Origin of the sequence: Paraburkholderia tropica (assembly GCF_014171495.1) — a bacterium.
Taxonomy (GTDB): Bacteria; Pseudomonadota; Gammaproteobacteria; order Burkholderiales; family Burkholderiaceae; genus Paraburkholderia; species Paraburkholderia tropica.
Map to the genome: position 1 here is coordinate 1,013,396 of NZ_CP049136.1, position 19,660 is coordinate 1,033,055.

Annotated in this window: 19 protein-coding genes; 18 read left to right on the top strand and 1 reads right to left on the bottom strand. The window is 62.4% G+C overall.

The window, feature by feature from the left end:
• The first annotated feature begins 231 nt into the window (after positions 1–231).
• From G5S35_RS28030 to G5S35_RS28090, 13 genes are all read left to right on the top strand, one after another.
• A complete protein-coding gene (locus G5S35_RS28030) occupies positions 232–1,686 on the top strand; it encodes an MFS transporter (protein WP_065058834.1) in 1,455 nt (484 codons plus the stop codon).
• Positions 1,687–1,702: 16 nt separating this feature from the next.
• A complete protein-coding gene (locus tag G5S35_RS28035; RefSeq protein WP_156773668.1) occupies positions 1,703–1,876 on the top strand; it encodes a hypothetical protein in 174 nt (57 codons plus the stop codon).
• A gap of 137 nt (positions 1,877–2,013) precedes the next feature.
• Entirely contained in the window at positions 2,014–2,715 is a 702-nt protein-coding gene (locus G5S35_RS28040) for an energy transducer TonB (RefSeq protein ID WP_065058835.1), read from the top strand.
• An 88-nt stretch (positions 2,716–2,803) separates the two neighbouring features.
• Positions 2,804–3,592, top strand: a complete 789-nt coding sequence (locus tag G5S35_RS28045; RefSeq protein WP_074986895.1) for a MotA/TolQ/ExbB proton channel family protein — start codon at positions 2,804–2,806, stop codon at positions 3,590–3,592.
• A 19-nt stretch (positions 3,593–3,611) separates the two neighbouring features.
• Complete coding sequence (locus G5S35_RS28050) at positions 3,612–4,037, top strand: ExbD/TolR family protein (RefSeq protein WP_065058837.1); 426 nt, start codon at positions 3,612–3,614, stop codon at positions 4,035–4,037.
• A 21-nt stretch (positions 4,038–4,058) separates the two neighbouring features.
• Complete coding sequence (locus G5S35_RS28055; protein WP_074986894.1) at positions 4,059–4,487, top strand: ExbD/TolR family protein; 429 nt, start codon at positions 4,059–4,061, stop codon at positions 4,485–4,487.
• A 259-nt stretch (positions 4,488–4,746) separates the two neighbouring features.
• Complete coding sequence (groES, locus tag G5S35_RS28060; protein ID WP_065058839.1) at positions 4,747–5,037, top strand: co-chaperone GroES; 291 nt, start codon at positions 4,747–4,749, stop codon at positions 5,035–5,037.
• Between the two features lie 14 nt (positions 5,038–5,051).
• On the top strand, positions 5,052–6,686 hold the full coding sequence (gene groL, locus G5S35_RS28065; RefSeq protein ID WP_183039548.1) for a chaperonin GroEL: 1,635 nt from the start codon (positions 5,052–5,054) through the stop codon (positions 6,684–6,686).
• Between the two features lie 262 nt (positions 6,687–6,948).
• Complete coding sequence (locus G5S35_RS28070; protein ID WP_065058841.1) at positions 6,949–7,989, top strand: ABC transporter substrate-binding protein; 1,041 nt, start codon at positions 6,949–6,951, stop codon at positions 7,987–7,989.
• 149 nt (positions 7,990–8,138) lie between these two features.
• Positions 8,139–9,113 (top strand): ABC transporter ATP-binding protein, encoded by a 975-nt coding sequence (locus G5S35_RS28075; protein WP_419721359.1) that lies wholly within the window; start codon positions 8,139–8,141, stop codon positions 9,111–9,113.
• On the top strand, positions 9,110–10,000 hold the full coding sequence (locus G5S35_RS28080; protein WP_183039549.1) for an ABC transporter permease: 891 nt from the start codon (positions 9,110–9,112) through the stop codon (positions 9,998–10,000). The genes G5S35_RS28075 and G5S35_RS28080 overlap by 4 nt, the downstream gene beginning before the upstream one ends.
• A 419-nt stretch (positions 10,001–10,419) precedes the next feature.
• Positions 10,420–11,442 carry a porin gene (locus tag G5S35_RS28085; protein ID WP_237181530.1) on the top strand — a complete coding sequence of 341 codons (1,023 nt, stop codon included), beginning with the start codon at positions 10,420–10,422 and terminating at the stop codon, positions 11,440–11,442.
• 206 nt (positions 11,443–11,648) lie between these two features.
• Entirely contained in the window at positions 11,649–12,869 is a 1,221-nt protein-coding gene (locus G5S35_RS28090; RefSeq protein ID WP_237181532.1) for a porin, read from the top strand.
• 66 nt (positions 12,870–12,935) lie between these two features.
• Here G5S35_RS28090 and G5S35_RS28095 read toward each other — a convergent pair whose 3' ends face one another.
• Positions 12,936–13,952, bottom strand: a complete 1,017-nt coding sequence (locus G5S35_RS28095; protein ID WP_074986889.1) for an ABC transporter substrate-binding protein — start codon at positions 13,950–13,952, stop codon at positions 12,936–12,938.
• Positions 13,953–14,230: 278 nt separating this feature from the next.
• Here G5S35_RS28095 and G5S35_RS39605 point away from each other — a divergent pair, with 278 nt between their 5' ends.
• The 5 genes from G5S35_RS39605 to G5S35_RS28115 all read left to right on the top strand — a co-directional run bounded on the left by G5S35_RS39605 (position 14,231) and on the right by G5S35_RS28115 (position 19,620).
• Positions 14,231–14,593: a LysR family transcriptional regulator gene (locus G5S35_RS39605; RefSeq protein WP_237181533.1), complete on the top strand. Its 363-nt coding sequence runs from the start codon at positions 14,231–14,233 to the stop codon at positions 14,591–14,593.
• Positions 14,551–15,192, top strand: coding sequence for a LysR substrate-binding domain-containing protein (locus tag G5S35_RS28100; RefSeq protein WP_237181535.1), 642 nt, complete (start codon positions 14,551–14,553; stop codon positions 15,190–15,192). Before G5S35_RS39605 ends, G5S35_RS28100 begins: the two co-directional genes overlap by 43 nt.
• 300 nt (positions 15,193–15,492) lie before the next feature.
• Positions 15,493–16,524, top strand: a complete 1,032-nt coding sequence (locus G5S35_RS28105) for a Bug family tripartite tricarboxylate transporter substrate binding protein (RefSeq protein ID WP_237181537.1) — start codon at positions 15,493–15,495, stop codon at positions 16,522–16,524.
• A 117-nt stretch (positions 16,525–16,641) separates the two neighbouring features.
• The gene (locus G5S35_RS28110) at positions 16,642–17,496 is read left to right on the top strand and encodes an amidohydrolase family protein (RefSeq protein ID WP_183039552.1); all 855 of its coding nucleotides are present in this window, start codon (positions 16,642–16,644) and stop codon (positions 17,494–17,496) included.
• A gap of 144 nt (positions 17,497–17,640) precedes the next feature.
• Positions 17,641–19,620, top strand: coding sequence for a tripartite tricarboxylate transporter permease (locus G5S35_RS28115; RefSeq protein WP_237181539.1), 1,980 nt, complete (start codon positions 17,641–17,643; stop codon positions 19,618–19,620).
• Positions 19,621–19,660: the final 40 nt, after the last annotated feature.

A 19,660-nucleotide genomic window follows, 5' to 3' on the forward strand; every position in this document is an offset into this window, starting at 1 on the left:
TGTTGGCGATGCCGCCAATGCAACGGCGGCGCAGACAAACCGCGCGCAATGAGGTGGAGACGTGGCGACGCAGCCTGCCCGATATTGCTTCTATTCACCACGCGATTAATCACGCTCGCCGCTTTGCATTCCTCGCGCACCGGGTAAGCATTCGCTAACTCGTTCGTTGTGCTGCACCCATGGGCCTCCTATAACTACGCGCTGTCATGGCCGTCATTCAAGGGGATTCCATTGAGCACGCTCGATATTGATTCAACTGTGTCGTCGCCGATTCGTTCGGCCAGCGACGTTTCGCGCCTCATCAACACCAGCACCGCGCGCGCAAGTCATGCACGCGTGATCGTGCTGCTCGCGCTCGGCGGCGTATTTCTCGACGCTTACGATCTCACCACGCTGTCGTACGGCATTCAGGATGTCGTGCGCGAATTCAACCTGACGCCTTCGCTGACCGGCATCGTCACGTCGTCGATCATGATCGGGACCATACTGGGCAGTCTCGTCGGCGGCTGGTTTACCGATCGTATCGGCCGCTATCAGGTCTTCATGGCCGACATGCTCTTCTTCGTCGTCGCGGCGATCGCCGCCGGGCTCGCGCCCAACGTCTGGGTGCTGATCGCCGCGCGTTTCGTGATGGGTCTTGGCGTGGGTATCGATTTGCCCGTAGCGATGGCGTTTCTTTCCGAGTTTTCGAAATTCCAGGGCAGCGGCAATAAAGCTTCGCGGCTCGCCGCGTGGTGCCCGATGTGGTACGCGGCTTCATCGGTGTGCTTTCTGATCGTGTTCGGGCTGTATTTCTTTTTACCGCAGGAGCACGCGGGCTGGCTGTGGCGCGCCTCGCTGATCTTCGGCGCGGTGCCCGCGCTCATCATCATTGCCGTGCGCAGCCGCTTCATGAACGAGTCGCCGCTGTGGGCCGCGAATCAGGGCAAGCTCGACGACGCCGTGCGCATTCTGCGCGAGTCGTACGGCATTCACGCGCATAAGGCCGACGAAGCGCCGCCCGCGAATCCTCAGCCGCCCGTGAGTTTTCGCGTGCTGTTCCAGCGCCCGTATCTGGCGCGCACGATTGTCGCGAGCGTGATGAATCTGTGCATTCCGTTCGAGTACACGGCCATTGCGTTTTTCCTGCCGTCGATTCTTTCGCAGTTTCTCGGCGCGGGCGTGTTCGAAACCATTTCGGCTTCGCTCGCGCTCAATGTCTTGTTTGCGCTCACGGGCGGCTTGCTCGGCATGCGGCTCGCGCATACGCGGCCTTCGCGGCATGTTGCGCTCGCGGGTTTCGCGTTGCAGTTCGTCGCGCTCGTGGCGCTTGCGTTGCTCGGGCATCCGCAGACGGCGCTGGGCATCGGCATTGCACTGGCCATGCTCGGCGCGTGGCTGTTCGCGGAAGGTTTCGGCCCGGGCGCACAGATGATGATTTATCCGGCGCTTTCGTATCCGACGTCGATTCGGGGCACGGGGCTCGGTTTTGGCCGTGCGCTCACGGGGATCGGCAGCGCGGTGGCGCTGTTCGTGTTGCCGATCCTCAACGCAAAGCTCGGCACGGATATGTTCTGGGTCGTGGCGCTCGCGGCGGTCATTCCCATCGGCTTTCTAGCGCTCGTGAAGTACGAACCGACCGAGCACGATATCGACGATGAGACGGTGCTCGCGCGCGATCACGCGGAGCATGCCGAGCACGCGTAAGCACGTGCCGGGGCTAATGGAGCGCTCTGATAGCGTTCAGGTGCTCACGCGCACCCGAGCCGAGATTGTCGTTGCCGAAGTTGATTGCGTCGTCATCACGCACAAGCGTATTGATCGCCGCCATAGCGCCTGGATTTGCCGCTATCGCAGCCACGCCGTCGCGGCGATCACATTAAAAACCGATCGATGATTCAACAACCATAAAGTTATTCGAATTGCTTGGTTAAGCGCGGCGCGATGGGCGGGTAACCTCCTGAGCGTCGGCTGCACGAAAGCCGCAGGCGTATTGACGAATTGAATGACTCAGGTAAGCGAACGGAGTGGTGTATGTCGCAGGGAACAGCCGCAGCAGACCGCTGGTCGGGGCGGCCGAAACAATACGGCGCGAAGCAGCAAAGCCCGGCGCGCCGCTATGGCGGTATCGCAGCAGTCCTGCTGCTGCACGTCGTGCTGATCTGGGCGCTGCTCAACGGTCTCGCCACGAAGGTGGTGCAGATCGTCCAGAAGCCGGTGGAGACGCGCATCATCATGCCGGTCAAGCCGCCGACGCCCGCGCCCACGCCGCCCGCGCAACCGGTCGTCAAGCAGCCGCCGCCGAAGATCAAGCGTCCGCCGCCGTTCGTGCCGCCGCCCGAGGTGCACGTGGCCGCACCGCCCGCGCCGACCATCGAGCATCAGGCCGCGCCTGCGCCGACGGCGGTGATTCCGGCGCCCACGCCGCCCGCGCCGGTCGCGCCGCCCGCACCGCCCAAACCGGTGAGTCATGAAGCGGGCGTGGTGTGTCCGAACTCGGACAAGGTGCGCGCCAGCATGACGTATCCGGAGGAAGCGCAGGAGAACAACATCACGGGCGACGTGCTGATTTCGTTCGTGGTCGATCCGCAAGGTCACGTGACCGACGAGAAAGTCGAAAAGTCGGCGGACCCGTTGCTCGATCGCGCGGCGTTCAATGCGGTCAAGCGGTTCAACTGCATTTCGCAAGGTCAGCCGGTGCGCGTGCAGGTGCCGTTCTCGTTCAATCTGAACTGAATTTACGGTGGGCTGGCGAGAAAGATTCAGGCGCGTTCAAGACGATCGCGCCACGCCGGCCTCCGCTGTCTTTAATGTTGGAGTCCTGATGAACAAGCAATCGAAGTTTGCCGCGCGTGCGGCCCTGTCCGTCGTCGCCGTGGCGGCGGCGATTCCCGTCGCCGCGTGGGCGCAGGCCGCCGGCGTGGAGACCGCGAACCCCTATGGCCTCGACGCGTTGTGGAAGAACGGCGACTTCGTCGCGCGTTTCGTGCTGCTCGTGCTGGTCGCCATGTCGATGGGTAGCTGGTACATCATGGTCACCAAGTTCGTCGAACAGGCGCGCGCCAATCGCCGCGCGAAGTCGGCGGATCAGCAGCTCTGGGAAGCGCCGTCGCTCGCGGCAGGCGCGGCGCAACTCGACGAACGCTCGCCGTTTCGCTTCATCGCCGAAACCGGCATCGACGCCGCCGAGCATCACGACGAAGTTCTGCTCGAAGAGGTGGATCGCAATACGTGGATTCAGGTGAGCATCGACCGCTCGATCAACAACGTCGGCAATCGCCTGCAGGACGGTCTCGCGTTTCTCGCGACGGTCGGTTCGACCGCGCCGTTCGTCGGCCTGTTCGGCACCGTGTGGGGCATTTATCACGCGCTCACGGCGATCGGCATCGCGGGTCAGGCCTCGATCGACAAAGTGGCGGGTCCGGTGGGCGAGGCGCTCATCATGACCGCCATCGGCCTCGCGGTCGCCGTGCCGGCCGTGCTCGGCTACAACTTCCTCGTGCGCCGCAACAAGTCGCTGATGGAGCGCGTGCGCACGTTCGGCGCGCAACTGCATACGGTGCTGCTGTCGGGCCGCAAGCGCAACGTGCGCGCCGTCGCCAACGCTGGCTGAGCGCGCGAAGAGAGTCATCATGGCCATGAACGTAGCTCAGGACGGCGGCGAAGACGAGGTGATCGCCACCATCAACACGACGCCGCTCGTCGACGTCATGCTGGTCCTGCTGATCATCTTTCTCATCACGATTCCGGTGGTCACGCATACGGTGCCCGTGCAATTGCCGAAGGAAACCGTGAGTCCGCTGCAGACTAAACCGGACGCGATTGAAATTGCCGTCGACAAGGACGGCAACGTGTTCTGGAACGAGCGGCGTATCGATTCGCCCACGCTGCTCGCGCAACTGAAGACGGTCTCGCAGCGCGATCCGCAGCCCGAAGTGCATGTGCGCGGCGATCAGTCCACGCGCTACGAGTTCATCGGCCGCGTGGTGACCGATTGCGAGCGAGCGGGTATCACGAAGGTGTCGTTCATCACACAGCCGCCCGCGCGCGGCGGTTGAGCGCGAGCGAAGGAAAAAGCTATGGGAATGCAGGTGAACCAGGGTTCCGGCGACGAACCGGACGTGATGGTGGACATCAACACCACGCCGCTGATCGACGTGATGCTCGTGCTGTTGATCATGCTGATCATCACGATTCCGATCCAGATGCACTCGGTGAAAATGAATCTGCCCGTGGGCGATCCGCCGCCGCCCGCCGCGCCGCCGCCGGTCGTGCAGGTGGATATCGATGCAAGCGGCGCGCTCGCCTGGAATGGCGCGCATCTTCAGGATCACGCCGATCTCGAACGGCATATGGCCGACGTGGCGGCGCAAGCCGATCAATCGGAGATTCATCTGCTGCCGGATAAAGCCGCGCCGTATCGCGCCGTGGCAGAAGTGCTGGCGGCCGCGCAGCGCGAAGGCGCGACGAAGATCGGCTTGATTGGAAACGAGCAATACATGCAGTAAAACTGGGGATGGCCCTCGTTCGATCCGAACGAGAGGACTTCGTTAAAGCGAACGGTGCGCCGTTCGCTTTTTTTTCGCGCCTTCGATTCGTCTTCGATTCAACACACGCATCGCCATATCGATTGCAGGATTCACGCGATATCGAATTGCCAATCCATTATTGGAGCGCGGCGAAGGCGTTTTCTATACTCGGTTTTCCATCAGCACTCGCATTGAACGAGTGCCAGCCCATCGCCGATAACGTTAAAGGACTACGCCCATGAGCCTGCGCCCATTGCACGATCGCGTGATCGTCAAGCGACTCGATCAGGAAACCAAAACCGCGTCGGGCATCGTGATTCCCGATAGCGCCGCCGAAAAGCCGGACCAGGGCGAAGTGCTTGCCGTCGGTCCGGGCCGGCGCGACAACGACGGGCGCCGCATCGCGCCCGATCTCAACGTGGGCGACCGCGTGCTGTTCGGCAAATACGCCGGTCAGACCGTGAAAGTCGACGGCAACGAACTGCTCGTGCTGCGCGAAGAAGACATCGTCGCAGTCGTTCAATCCTGAGGGAAGCATCGATCATGGCAGCGAAAGACATCGTATTCGGCGACATCGCCCGTAGCAAACTCATCGAAGGCGTGAACATTCTCGCCGACGCCGTGAAGGTCACGCTCGGTCCCAAGGGACGCAACGTCGTGCTCGAACGCAGCTTCGGCTCGCCGGTCGTGACGAAGGACGGCGTGTCGGTGGCGAAGGAAGTGGAACTCGCGGACAAGGTGCAGAACATCGGCGCGCAGATCGTCAAGGAAGTCGCGTCGAAAACCAGCGACGCCGCCGGCGACGGCACCACGACGGCCACCGTGCTGGCGCAGGCGATCGTGCGCGAAGGGCAGAAATACGTGGCGGCCGGTCTCAATCCGCTCGATCTGAAACGCGGCATCGACAAGGCCGTGAGCGCCGCGATCGAGGAGCTGAAGAAGATCAGCAAGCCGACCACCACGAGCAAGGAAATCGCGCAGGTCGCGACCATCTCGGCCAACGGCGAAGAGTCGATCGGCCAGCGCATTGCGGAAGCGCTCGATCGCGTCGGCAAGGAAGGCGTGATCACGGTGGAAGACGGCAAGTCGCTCGACGACGAACTCGACGTGGTCGAAGGTCTGCAATTCGATCGCGGCTATCTTTCGCCGTACTTCATCAACAACGCCGACAAGCAGATTGCCGAACTCGACAATCCGTTCATTCTCCTGCACGACAAGAAGATTTCGAATATCCGCGATCTGCTGCCGGTGCTCGAACAGGTCGCGAAGGCCGGGCGTCCGCTGCTGCTGATCGCGGAAGATATCGAGGGCGAGGCGCTCGCGACGCTCGTCGTCAACAATATTCGCGGCGTGCTCAAGACGGTCGCGGTGAAGGCACCGGGTTTCGGCGACCGCCGCAAGGCGCTGCTCGAAGATATCGCGATCCTCACGGGCGGTCAGGTGATCGCCGAGGAAACCGGCTTGGGTCTCGACAAGTCCACGCTTGCCGAACTCGGTCAGGCCAAGCGCGTGGAGATCGGCAAGGAGAACACGACGGTGATCGATGGCGCGGGCGAAGCGGCGGCGATCGAAGCCCGCGTGAAGCAGATTCGCGTGCAGATCGAAGAAGCGACTTCCGATTACGATCGCGAGAAGTTGCAGGAACGCGTGGCGAAACTCGCGGGCGGCGTGGCCGTGATCAAGGTGGGCGGCGCGACCGAAATCGAAGTGAAGGAAAAGAAGGATCGCGTGGACGACGCGCTGCACGCGACGCGCGCGGCGGTGGAAGAGGGCATTGTGCCGGGCGGCGGCGTGGCGCTGATTCGCGTGCGCCAGGCGATTCTCAATCTGCAGGGCAACAACCCCGATCAGACCGCCGGCGTGAAGATCGTGCTGCGCGCGCTCGAAGAACCGCTGCGCCAGATCGTGACCAATGCGGGCGAGGAGGCGAGCGTGGTGGCGGCGCGCGTGGCGGAGGGCTCGGGCAATTTCGGTTACGACGCGGCCACGGGCCAGTATGGCGATCTTGTCGAAAAGGGCGTGCTCGATCCGACCAAGGTCACGCGCACGGCGCTGCAAAACGCGGCGTCCGTGGCCGGGCTGCTGCTGACGACCGATGCGACCGTGCACGAAGCGCCCAAGGCGGCGTCCGCGCCTGCGCCGGGCGGCGTGCCTGGCGGCGGCGATCTGGGCTTCTGACCGGACGTCGCGCATGCGATATTCGCGCGTATAGCAATGAAAGAGCCACGGCATTTGTCGTGGCTTTTTTCTATTGTGGCGCGATGCCGACGCTCATAGGTTCGCGCCCTTGTATGCGTTAGCAGCGGCTTTATGACTCGACTGGATAAACGTATCGGATTTGCTTCGTTGTCAGGTGCAGCGGGCGCATTTAGATTGGCCTCTATCGGCAAGTTACATGCGCCTTTCAAACTCACTCAGACAACTATCACGGGGTACTCCTATGCCGTTCCTGTCTCGCGCCGCGCACGCCTTGCGCCGCGCGTTCGCGCCTTCTCTTTCCGTGGCGCTCGCCGCCGGCACGCTGGCCGCGACGCAACCGGCACGCGCCGAGGGCACGATTCGCGTCGCCGAGCAGTTCGGCGTGGTGTATCTGATGCTCAACGTCGCGCGCGATCAGCACTTCATCGAGCAGGAAGGGCACAAGGCCGGCGTCGACATCAAGGTCGACTGGGTGCGCCTCTCGGGCGGCGCGGCCGTCAACGATGCGCTGCTCTCGGGCGCGGTGGATATCGCGGGCGCGGGCGTCGGCCCGCTGCTAACCGTCTGGGATCGCACGCACGGCCGCCAGAACGTGAAGGGCGTGGCCTCGCTCGGCAACCTGCCGTACTACCTCGTGAGCACCGATCCGAACGTCAAGACCGTGGCCGACTTCACCGACAAAGATCGCATTGCGGTGCCCGCCGTGGGCGTTTCCGTGCAGTCGCGCGTGCTGCAATATGCGGCGGCGAAGCAGTGGGGCGACAAGCAGTTCGACCGGCTCGACAAGCTCACGCAGGCCATTCCGCATCCGGATGCAGCCGCCGCGCTGATCGCGAACAGCAACGTCATCACGGCCCATTTCGGCAATCCGCCGTTCCAGCAGCAGGAGCTGGCCGGGAACCCGAAGGCGCATATCGTGCTGAATTCCTATGACGTGCTCGGCGGCCCGAGTTCGGCGACGGTGCTCTACACCACGCAGAAGTTTCGCGACGAGAATCCGAAGACCTATCACGCCTTCGTGGCGGCGCTCGCCGACGCAGCCCATCTGATTTCGACCGATCCCGAGAAAGCCGCCGATATCTACATCCGCGTGAACGGTTCGAAGATCGACCGCAATCTGCTGCTGAAGATCCTGCGCGATCCGCAGGTGCAGTTCAAGACGGCGCCGCAGAACACGCTGCCGCTCGCGCAATTCATGTATCGCACGGGCGCGATCCGCAACGAGCCGAAAAGCTGGCGCGATTATTTCTTCGACGATCCGGCGACGGCGGGTGGTAGTTGATTTGCGTGTTGATTCCGCGTGTTGATTTCGCTTGCTGAAGCACCCAAACCGGCGTTTATGCGTCGCCGTGTTTTGGATATGGCGATTCCTTGGTTGGGATGCGCGGCGACTGCCCGTATGTTGACGTTTTCTCTGCTGGAGTTCCGATCGTGACAGTCACACCCTCCCGACTCGGGGCCCACGCGCCGCTGGCGCGCCGTGGCCTGGAAGGCGCCGCGCCGATCGCGGGCGACGCCGATGCGGCCTTCGGCCAGCGCACGCCGCGCGCCGCGCCGGGCTACGCGTCCCCTATCGCCGATGCTGGCGGCCCGCTGCTCGCCATCGACGGCGTCAGTCTCGAATACCGCAGTCGCGAGCACATCGTGCGCGCCACGCACGATGTGAGCTTCGACGTCTACGGCAGCGACCGCTTCGTGCTGCTGGGGCCATCGGGCTGCGGCAAGTCCACCTTGCTCAAGGCAATCGCGGGCTTTATCGAGCCCGTCGGCGGCACGATCGCGCTGGACGGTCAGCGCGTGCGTGGCCCCGGTCCGGATCGCGTGGTCGTGTTCCAGGAGTTCGATCAGTTGCCGCCGTGGAAGACCGTGGTGGAGAACGTCGCGTTTCCCTTGCGTGTGGCCCGCAAGTTGCCGCGCGCCGAGGCGAAGGCGCGTGCGCTGCATTATCTCGACAAGGTCGGTCTCGCGACATTTGCCGATGCGTATCCGCACACGCTTTCGGGCGGCATGAAGCAGCGCGTGGCGATTGCACGCGCGCTCGCGATGCAGCCGCGCGTGCTGCTGATGGACGAACCGTTCGCCGCGCTCGACGCGCTCACGCGCCGCAAGATGCAGGAAGAATTGCTACGCCTCTGGGACGACGAACGCTTCACGCTGCTGTTCGTCACGCATTCGATCGAAGAAGCGCTAGTGGTGGGCAATCGCATTCTGCTGCTTTCGGCGCATCCCGGACGCGTGCGCGCGGAGCTGAACAGTCACGCGTGGTCGCACGCCAGCCTCGACGATGAGGGCTTTCGCGCGAACGTCGCGCGCATTCACGGCCTGTTGTTCGAGACGGAAATGAACGCAGAAGCGAACGCAGAAGCGAACAGAGAAGAAAAGATAAACGCGGAGGCACACGCATGAGCACGCCGAATCGCGCGGCCCTGCCGCCGCTGCCGCCCGTGCGCGAGGAATACGAACGCACGCTGCAACCCGTGCCGCCCGGCGGCGATTCGGTGCCGCTGCCGCTCGCCAGGCGTCTTGCCGATGCAAGCTGGTTGAGGCGCACGCTGATCGCGCTGCTGTTGATCGCAGCGTGGGAGATCACCGCGCGCATCGTGAACAACGATCTGCTGGTGCCAACTTTCGGCGCGACGTTCATGGCGTTCGTGCAAGGCATCCTGAGCGGCGACTTGCTGGAGAAGACCGCGATTTCGCTGTCCGTGTTATTGCGCGGCTATGCCATCGGCGTGGTGCTCGCGTTCGTGCTCACGGCGCTGGCCGTGTCCACGCGCGCGGGCCGCGATCTGCTTTCCATGTTGACCGCGATGTTCAATCCTTTGCCTTCGATTGCGCTATTGCCCATCGCGCTGCTCTGGTTCGGACTCGGCACGGGCAGTCTGCTGTTCGTGCTCGTGCATGCGGTGCTGTGGCCGCTTGCGCTCAACATGTACACGGGGTTTCTCGGCGTGCCCGCCACCTTGCGCATGGCGGGACGCAATTACGGACTGAGCGGGCTGCGTCACGTCGCGCTCATTCTGGTTCCGGCGGCGTTGCCGTCGATTATCGCAGGCCTGCGTGTGGGCTGGGCGTTTGCCTGGCGCACGCTGATCGCGGCGGAACTCGTGTTCGGCGCGAGCGCGGGACAGGGCGGCCTGGGCTGGTACATCTTCCAGAATCGAAACGAGCTGTATACCGATCGCGTGTTCGCCGGGCTCGCGGCGGTGATCCTCATTGGCCTGCTCGTCGAGCATCTGGTTTTCGATACGCTCGAACGGCTGACCGTGCGGCGCTGGGGCGTGCAGCATTGAACGCAGAATTAACCGAAAGCGCCGAATCAGCCGGATGACGCGATAGGGCGCATCCGGCGTTTTGATTTAGCCGCATTAATTCCACTCCGCAGATCCTCAATTCCGCACGGTCGTTTAGCGCGCCGTGCGTCTTTCCGCGTTAACCATTCGCTCAAGCGAGCGGCAAGTTTTCTCAATCGACCGGCGCGGCCGCGCTGGCAAAATCCTCACACAAACGGAGACAACACAATGCATCGGCGACACACGTCGCACGGATGCGTTGCGTGCACTATTACATGAGGATAAAGACGGCCATGAGGTACAGGTCCGCGATTTTTATCTGTGCGTCGCTTATTGGAGCATGCATTGGAACATGCATCGGCTCATCGCCGGCATGGGCGACGGAATCACCGCCGTGGGTGTTGGGCGGCGAGAATACCGTGACGCTTTACGGCTCGGTCGACGAAGGCGTCGAGTACATTACCGGGCAGGCGGTGGGCAAAAGCACGGCCAGCAGCCTGCGAACCGGCTGGGGAACGGACACTTCGTTCTTCGGCATTCGCGGCAACGAAGCGCTGGGCGGCAGCCTGCGCGCCATCTGGGATCTCGAAGGCGGGTTTCAGGCGAGCAACGGCACGGCGAGCCAGGGCGGGCGCCTGTTCGGGCGGCAATCGTATGTGGGCGTGGCGGGCGACTTCGGCAGCCTGACTTTCGGCCGCCAATATACGATGCGCGCTTATGCGATCAAGCCGATCAATCCGTTCGGATTCGGCGCGCAAGGCCTGACGACACTCGATAACGGCATTGCGAATCCGCGCGCGGATAACTCGATCAGCTACCGCTACCATATCGACGGATTCGAAACCGGCGTGAATTACAGTTTCGGCCGCGATGCCGTGGACGGCGACAGCGTCGTCGCCACCAATTGCCCGGGCGAGACGTCGCCGTCGAACGAATGCCGCGAATGGTCGGCGCTGCTCAAATACGAAAGCCGCATCTGGGGCGTTGTCAGCGCATACGAGCGCAATTACGGCGGCACGTCGGCGACATGGGGCGGCCTCACATCGCCGAAACTCACGGACAGCCGCTTCATTCTGGGCGCGTATTTCAATGTTCGCAGCGCGCGTTTTGGCGCGGGATGGATTCGTCGCGACGACGAAGGTATTTCGACGCCGAAAAGCAATCTCGTGTGGGTAACCGGCACTGTGCCGGTGAGTCCGGCGCTCTCGTTCGACAGCGAAGTGGCGGAACTCAAATACGATCACACGCCCGATAAAGCCGTGATATTCGTATTGCGCGCGGTCTATACGCTGTCGAGAAACACGGCGCTTTATGTGACGGGCGAGCATATCAAGAATAGCGGCGCGCTCGCATTGTCGGCCAGTACGATCATTCCGGTCGTGGGGCCGCCCGAAGGCGGCTCTCAGACTTCGGTTATCGCGGGCATCCGGCATCGGTTTTAATTCAGGCCGGGCGCGACTCGCGCGCGTTCATTCTTCAATCAAGCGTACCTGGCGCACAGGCATGACTGTGCGCCGGGTGGTTTCCACTTTCCGTTTTCCGCGACACGCGCGCCTTAACCATTTGCTCACATGACCGGCCGTTTTTCTCAATAGACCGGTGGCGCTGCACAGGCAAAATTTCAGGGCATTACAAACAAAGCGATTACATGAGTCACGGCGGCGCTCAGATGGGCGCCGATGAGCCGCAAAGGCCTGCGATGACTCGAATCCTGGAGACAGCGACGATCATGAAGTGTAGATCCGCACTATGCGCGGGCGCGGCGTTGATGAGCATGACGCCCGTTTGTGCTCTGGCCGACGGCAGTAGCGCGGCCCAGTTTCAACCTTTCGGTACCAGCTCGGTCACGATGTACGGCCTGATCGATCAAGGTCTGGAATACGTCAACAACGTGGCCAAGGGCAAGAACGCCACCACCAGTGCGTTTCGTGAAGGCGACGGCACCGCCACTTCGTATTTCGGCATTCGCGGCAATGAAGATCTGGGCGGCGGTACGCGCGCCATATTCGATTTGCAGGGCGGTTTTCAGCCGAATAACGGCGCGTCGCGGCAGGGCGGACGCCTGTTCGGCCGCCAGTCCTATGTCGGCCTCGACGGCCCGTTCGGGCGCATCACGTTCGGTCGCCAATACACGATGCGCTTCTTCGCGACGTCGTTCATCAACCCGTTCGGCACGGGCGCGCAAGGCCTCACGACGCTCGATAACGGCATTGCCAACGCCCGCGCCGACAATTCCGTGAGTTACCGCTTTTTTGCCGGTGCGCTCGAAGGCGGTGTGAATTACAGCTTCGGCCGCGACGCGGAATCGGGTAACAGCTCGGTCGCCACTAATTGCCCCGGTGAAACGTCGCCGTCGAATCAATGCCGCGAATATTCGGCGATGATGAAATACGACGGCGGTTATTGGGGCGTCGCGAGTTCGTATGAACGCAATTACGGCGGCACGTCGGCCACGTGGGGCGGTTTGACGTCGCCGAAACTCACGGACAGTCGCTTTACTTTGGGCGGCTATTTCAAGTTCAGGGGCGCGAAATTCGGCGTGGGCTGGATTCGCCGCGACGACGAAGGCATTGCCACGCCCAAGAGCAATCTGTTTTGGGTGACCGGCACGGTGCCGATTACGCCGTTCCTGTACGTCGACGGCATGGTCGCGCATCTACAGTACGATCACTCCGAAAACAAGGCGCTGGTCTTCGTGCTGCGCGGCGAATATCTGCTTTCGAAAGCCACCTTCCTCTATGTGACCGCCGAGCATATTCACAATGACGGCAATCTCGCGCTCTCGGCCACGACCATTTCGCCCACGGCGACGCCGCCGGCCGGCGGCTCGCAACTCTCCGTGATTGCGGGTATCCGGCACACGTTCTAGGTGGGCTGCGTGGCGCAGCCCGGAGATTGCCGCGTCGCGTGATCTCCGGGCATTGAATCGCTCAAGTCAGCCGAGAAGTTTCGCCGCTTCACGCGCCGCCGACATATCGGCGACCTCCGCGAAAGCCTGTTTGCGATCGAGGCTGCCGAGACCGATATACATATCCTGCAGATAGCCGATATCGGCTTCGGTCAGCGCGAGATCTTTTGAATACGGACGCTGCGTTTCGTTGAAATGCCAGATCGCTTGCGCCGATTCCGCGTCGAAGCGTTTCTGCGCGTGTTTGCGCGCGGCGAAAAAGGCGTCGCGCGAATCCGGCGACATCAGGAATTCATAGAGCGCGCCATAGGCGGCCATGACGGCGACCATGTCGTCGTGCTTGTTGCGGATCGCGTCGTCCGAGGCGTAGGCGGTCTGGAAAATGCAGTGCGGCAGCGCCTGCCACATATTGCCGTCGTTAATCACCACGAGTCCATCCCGATCGTTCAAATGCGAAATGCTCGAACAACTCGCGTCGACTTCGCCTTTGACCACGGCCGCGTGACAATCGTCGTTGCTGCCTTTATCGACGAAACGAACCTGCGAATAGTCGATGCCGCGTGCCTTCAAAAGCTGCACCATCAGCGAATGGAGCAAGCCGCGCTCGGGCCCGACGGCGACCGTTTTGTGCTTCAGGTCCGCGAGCGTTGTTGCGCCGTCTGGCCGCGCGAATACCGTCAAGGCGCATCGCTTCATGCCTGCGCCGACGATCTTCACTCGCGCGCCTTGCGCAATGCGCGACAGCACGAGGTTGTAGCCCGACACCATGCAGACGTCGCCCGAGCCCGCCGCCATGGCGTCGAGCGGGCCATGAACGCCGGGAATCTCGACGATCTGCGCATTCACGCCGAAGCGTTTGAAATAACCGAGTTCGTCCATCAACGCATTGAGCGTCGCGTTCTCCAGCCCCGGATTGCTGACGATCCGGATCGGCGCGCTCGCGCCGCGTGCGAGGTAAGGCGCGGCCAGACCGCTCGCCGCCACGCTCGCGCCCAGCAGGCCCACACCGCGCAGAAAGCGCCGGCGGCTGAATGATGGTGTCATCGGATGTCTCCGCATGCCGGTGGGCCGGCGTATCGTGGTTGAGTCAGCGAATCGAATTCGCCAGGGATAACCCTTGCGCGCCGCCTGGCGTGTCGTGACGCGGCGAGGGCGCAAAGCCCCGCCGGGCGCGTGTTCAAGCGGCCTGCGAGCGGCAACGACGGGCAACGGGGACGGGGCCACGGCGCGCAGCGCGATCGTGCCAGCGAACTGTCCCCTGAGGCAATTGAGTAAAATGGCTCGAGACTTAACGAAGTTGTAAAACCGGCAGAGGTGGAGACTTGTCAGAGCTTGACTGGTACTTGCAGATCAACTTGAAGGCGCGGCATTTGCATCTTCTGGTGGCGATCGATACGTACCGAAACCTGACCCAGGTGGCCGACGTCACCCATGTCACGGTGCCCGCGGTGTCGAAGGCGCTGGCGGAACTCGAAAAGGGGATGGGACTGACGCTGTTTTCGCGCACCGCGCAAGGCCTCGTGCCCACGGCTTATGGCGAGTGCCTGATTCGCCACGCGCGCGACATGCTCACCATCCTGCATCAGGCGCGCGACGAATTGAAGGCCTTGAGTTCGGGCGCGGAAGGCAAGGTGCATTTGGCATGCTGCCGGCGTCGGCTTCGGTCTTGCTGCCGCAAGCGCTGAGCCTGCTGAAACAGCGCTCGCCGGGCACTAACGTGGTGGTGATCGAAGGCACGACCGGTTCGCTGCTGCCCGAGCTTTGGCAAGGCCGCCTCGATCTCGTGGTGGGCCGCCTGCCGCCGCCCGACACGCTCGGCAGTTTCGAAGAAAAAGAATTGCTCGAAGATCCGGTCACACTGGTGACGGGTCGGCATCATCCGCTCGCGCGTAAAAAGAATCTGAAATGGGCCGATCTGCATCCTTATCCGTGGATCTTGCCGCCGCCCGGTTCGATATTGCGCGACCCGCTCGAACGCGCGCTCGAAGTGAATGGCGTGCCGCTCTCGAATAATTACATCGAAACGCTCTCGATTCACGTCGTGCGTGCGCATTTGCAGGTGTCGGATTTCATCGCCGTGATGGCCGACACGCCGGCTAACGATCCCACTCAACCGCTCCATACGCTTCCGTTAAGCCTGCCGCGACTGCTGCGTCCCGCGGGCGTGCTGTGGAATCGCAATCGCGGCCTGACGCCCAGCGCGCAATTGATGGTGGCATGCCTGGAAGAAGCCGCGCAACGGCTCGCCGACAAAAGCCCGAATACGCGCGAAGCGGCGGCCTGACGCCCGTTTTTCGCGGGTTTTCCGCCGTTTTACCGCTTGTTTATCCTGCCGCCCGCCGTTCGAGCGGGCTCGCCTTTGCGCGTCCGCGCTCGTGTATCGATCCGCTTTGCGTGCCCTGTTGATTCCCGTTTTGCCTTAACCGTTTGCTCAAACCAGGGGCCGATTTTCTCAATTGACCCCTGTCCGGGGGCTGGCAGAATTTGAATGCGTTCACTAATTCGATGAACGCAGACAAAGCGATGCAGGCCGCTAACGGCGAATCGCGGACTATGAGCGGAGACAGGTACGAGCATGAAGTGGATGACCGCAATACGCGCGTGCGCGGCGCTTCTGGGCATTGCCGCGATGGCGATTACCGGACCCGCATTTGGCCAGTCGGTCGAAGACTTTTATCACGGCAAGATTCTGACGATCGTCGTCAGCGCCGACGCGGGCACGCCCACCGACATCATCGCCCGCCAGTTCGCGCGCTTCTTCGTCAATTACATTCCCGGCAAACCGCGCGCGGTGGTGATGAACGTCGTGGGCGCGGGCGGTATGGTGGCCGCCGCATCGCTGCAAACCCGGCAGCCGGACGACGGCTCGGTGATCGGCTTTCTCCAGCGCAATAACCTCTATATTCCGCTGCTCGATCCGCGCCAGAATCGTTTCGATCCGCGCAAGGTGCGCTGGCTCGGCAGTTTGAACAAGGTCGAATACTGCATCGTCTCGATGTCGCGCTCGGGCGTGACGTCCATGAACGATCTCATGAAGAAAACGATGTATGTGGGCGCCACGGGTTTTGCGAACGAAGACCGTACGCTGCCCGCGCTGCTCGACGAATATCTGGGCGCGAAAATGCGCATCGTGCCGGGCTATACCGGACGTGGCGAAGTGTATCTCGCGATGCAACGCGGCGAAGTGGATGGCTGGGCCTCGACGCTCGATGGCTTGCAGCAGGGCGAACCGGTGCGCCTGCTCGCGAACGGCAAGATGAAAGTGCTGCTGCATCTGGGCTGGACCAGTCCCGCGCCGTTTGGCGACGCGCCCAATCTGAGCAGCTATATCACCGATCCCAATGTGAAGGCGCTGTTCAATCTGTTCCTGATGCCGTTCGATGCGGGGCGCCCGATTGCCGTGCCGGAAGGCGTGCCGCAAGACCGTTTGAATGCGCTGCGCACGGCATTTGCCAAAACGATCGTCGACCCCGATTTTATCGACGCGATGAAGAAATCGGGTTATCCGATCGATCCGATTAACGGCAATGCGGTCGAGCAGATCGTCAGCAAACTCTACGCCACGCCCGCGCCGCAAATCGAGAGCGCCCGCAAGCTGATATTCAGCGCCCATTAATTACGGCACGGCCGCGCGCCTGTTACGCACCGCGCGTGGCCGTGACCCGAATTTGAATCGCGTACGTCATGAGCCTCCTCGGGGTGAATGACCGTCAATCACCGAGAGGTTCATCGCATGACACACGAAATCATCGACATTCATCCGCATATCATTTCGACCGATACGGTTCGTTATCCGATTGCGCCGCAAAGCGGTCATCGCTCGAAATGGTCGGCGACGCGTCCGGTCACGTTCGAGCAGATGATCGCCGAAATGGATGACGCGGGCGTGGCCAAGGCCGCTATCGTGCATTCGTCGACCACGTACGGCCACAACAACGCCTATGTGGCCGACAGCGTGGCGCAAGACCCGAAGCGTTTTACCGGCGTGTATTCGTTCGATCTGCTCGCGCCGGATGCGCTCAAGACCTTCGATCATTGGCTCGCGAACGGCATGGGCGGCATTCGCCTGTTCACGGGCGGCGCGACGCATCAAAGCGACGGTAGCTGGCTCGTGAATCCGGCGACGTTTCCGATCTGGGAGCGCTGCGCGGAAATCGGCATGACGATGGTCGTGCAGACGACGCCCGAGGGTTTGTCGATGGTGGCGCAACTGGCGCAGCGCTTTCCGTCCGTGAAGATCGCGCTCGATCATTGCGGCCGTCCCGATCTTGAAGATGGTCCGCCGTATGCGCGTTGCGCCGATCTGTTCGCGCTCGCGAAATACGACAACGTGTATTTGAAAATCACGCCGCGCACGTTCGATATCGCGCAGAATTCGCCGGGCGGCGCCGACGCGTTTTTCCCGCATCTGGTGAAGGTGTTTGGCGCGGACCATCTGGCGTTCGGCTCGAATTACCCCGCTTCGGCGGGTCCGCTGAAGACGCTGATCGAGCAGGGCAATGCGTGTTTCGCGGCGCTGAGCGACGAGGAGCGCGCGTGGGTCTGGGGCCGCACGGCGAAGGTGCTGTATCCGCAGCTGGCTGGCTGAATTCGTCGTGATTTCGACGGTCGAGGCGGCTATCCGCGCTTCGATCTGCTCGATCTTCACAGCGCGGCCTGGGCGTGAATCACGCGGGCCGTGCGGGCTCTTTCATCGGGATGACGCATGGAATTTTTCAACGACGCAACGTTAATGGCAGCAGGCCATGCGCTGTCGACGATACTGCAATTCAACCGACTGATCTTTCTCGTCTTTGGCGTGATGGTCGGCCTCGCGATTGGTTTGCTGCCCGGCATCGGCGGCTTGACGGGCTTTGCCTTGCTCGTGCCGTTCACGTACACGATGGACCCGTACGCCGCCTTCGCGATGCTGCTCGGTATGGCGTCGGTCATCACGACATCGGACGTGATTCCGGCCGTGCTGTTCGGCGTGCCGGGTCACGCGGCCTCGCAGGCAACGGTGCTCGACGGCCTGCCGATGACGAAACGCGGCGAAGCCTCGCGCGCGTTGAGTGCGTGCTATACGTCCTCGCTGCTTGGCGGTTTGATCGGCGCGCTCATGCTGGCGGTGTCGCTGCCGCTGGTGCGTCCGTTCGTGCTGTCGATCGGCACGCCGGAAATGTTGGGGCTGACGATCTTCGGCGTATCGATGGTCGCGGCGCTCTCGGGCAACGCGCCGTTGCGCGGCGTGGTGGCGGCATGCTTCGGCATTCTGGTCGGCATGATCGGCACGAATGTCGAAACGGGACAAATGCGCTGGACCGGCGGCATTCTGTATCTGCAAGATGGCATTCCGCTGGTGCCGATCATTCTCGGCATTTTCGCGCTGCCGGAATTGTGCGAACTCGCGATTCGACGCACGGCGATTGCGGAGAACGTGCAATTCAGCTCGCGCGAAGGCATGCGCCAGGGCGTGATCGACAGTCTGCGAAACTGGTTTCTGGTCCTGCGTTGCGGCGGTCTGGGCGCGCTACTCGGCGTGGTGCCGGGCATTACCGGCGCGGTGACGGACTGGATTGCGTACGGCCATGCGCTGCAGACTTCGAAGAACGCGAAGCTGACCTTCACCACCGGCGACGTGCGTGGCGTGATCGCCCCCGAAGCGGCCAATAACGCACGCGAAGGCGGCAGCCTCGTGCCGATGCTGTCGTTCGGCGTACCGGGCGGCGCGGCGCAGGCCATTCTGCTCGGCGCGATGATGGTGCACGGCTTCATTCCCGGCCCCGACATGCTGACCAAGCACCTCGACTTCACCTATTCGATGGTGTGGTCGATTGCGCTCGCGAATATCTTCGGCGCAGGGCTGTGCTTTTTGCTAAGCGGCCAGTTCGCACGCATTTCGACGCTGCGCTACACGCTGATTCTGCCCGTCATCATGCCGATCATTTACGTGGGCGCGTTTCAGGGCTCGCGTAGCTGGGGCGATCTCTTTGTGCTGCTGATCGCGGGTGTGATCGGCTGGACGATGAAGCGCTTGAAGTGGGCGCGTCCGCCGGTGATTCTCGGCCTTGTGCTGGGCGTGCTGATGGAGCGCTATATGACCATCTCCTTCGTGCGCTACGGCACTGACTGGGTGACGCGACCGGTCGTGATGGTGCTGCTCGCGCTGGCCGCGCTGGTGTTCTTCCGGCCGCTATTCAACGCGCTGCGCAGCGGCGAACTCGCACGCATGCGCCCGAGCGGAAAGATCGCATTCAAGCTCGAGGATCTCGCTTACGTGTTCTTTATCGGCATTGGCGCGTACATGCTGGTGACGTCGCAAAGCTGGCTGCTGATGGCGCGTATCGGCCCGACGGTGATCGCGAGCATTCTCGTGATCGCGGGATCGACGAGCCTGCTTTACAAGGTCTTTTTCGTGCCGGCGAAGACGGGCGCGGCAGGCGCGGGCGGCGGCATTCACATGGATGTCTCGGGCGATCACGGTGAAATATTGCCGAACAGTGTGACGCTGAGGCGCGCGGCGAAATTCTTCGGCTGGTTCGTGGCGTTTCTCGTCTGCATGTCGCTGATCGGCATGATTCCCACGGTGCCGATCGTGATCGTGGCGTATATGCGTCTCGAAGGACGCGAGTCGTGGAAGCTGAGTTTGATACTCGCAGCCTGCGTGACGGCGCTTATTTACGGCGTGTTCGATCAGATCATCCATATTCCCTGGCCGAGCAGCCTTTTCTGAATTCGCGCGCTCTTGGCAAGCGCGACGCATAGTGCAAGGA